Genomic DNA, 1,054 nt, shown 5'->3' with positions numbered 1-1,054 from the left:
TTGTTTATGTATACAAGAAGAATAACACAAATAACGATAGTGCCTTCACAAAGTCAGACGTAGATGACTATCTGGAGCTTTATAAGAAATTTAAACTCAAAATTGCTGAAGCTAAAAGCCAGGGTTTAGACTCTACTAAAGAGTTTATAAAAGAATTTAACACATACAAAGAGCAGCTTAAAAAACCCTACTTAACGGAGACAAAAGTGGCAGAAAAGTTGGTAAGAGAAGCCTACGATAGATACAAAACTGAAGTTAATGCTTCGCATATTCTCATTAAAGTAGATGAAAATGCTTCACCTCAAGACACCCTATTGGCGTATAATAAGGCGCTAGAACTTAAACAAAAAGCAAATAATGGTGAGTCTTTTGAAATCTTGGCTAAACAATACTCAGAAGACCCAAGTGCTCAAAGAAACGGAGGTAATTTAGGTTACTTTACTTCGTTTCAAATGGTATACCCTTTCGAGACTGCTGCATATGAGACAAATGTAGGTGAGATATCAGACCCTGTGAGAACACGGTTTGGTTATCATATTATTAAGGTAGTAGATAAGAGACCAGCTCAAGGTAGCGTTACAGTGTCTCACCTCATGCTTAGAATGAAACCAGGTAGTGCTGATTCAGCTGCCATTCAAAACAAAATATTTGAGTTACACGAGCAAGCTATTGGTGGAGCAAATTGGGAGCAACTTGTTGAGCAATTCTCAGAAGATGTAAATAGCAAAACTAAGGGGGGTAAGTTACCGCCATTTAAAGTTGGGCAAATGCCATATAGCTTTCAGGAAGCTTCATTTGCATTAGAAGATATTGGAAGTATTTCAGACCCGGTAAAGACACCATACGGTTGGCATATAATTAGATTGGAAGACTATGCTTCTATTGATAGTTATGAAAAAATGGAGGCTTCACTAAAAAGTCGGGTAAAACGAGATTCCAGAGCCGAAATCAACAGGCAAGCCCTAATTAATAGGCTTAAAGAAGAAAATGACTTTAATTGGGTAGATCAAAATAAAGCATTGGTTTTAAGCTATGCTGATAGTTCGTTAACCAG

General features: G+C 37.0%; 1 protein-coding gene. It reads left to right on the top strand.

Annotated features, from left to right (window positions below; all coding sequences use genetic code 11):
* On the top strand, positions 1–1,054 hold a 1,054-nt coding region (locus E1176_RS00735; protein WP_185152512.1), incomplete at both ends, for a peptidylprolyl isomerase.

The sequence above is a fragment of the Fulvivirga aurantia genome (genome assembly GCF_009711475.1).
GTDB lineage: Bacteria > Bacteroidota > Bacteroidia > Cytophagales > Cyclobacteriaceae > Fulvivirga > Fulvivirga aurantia.
This window is presented reverse-complemented; position numbering and strand designations above follow the sequence as displayed.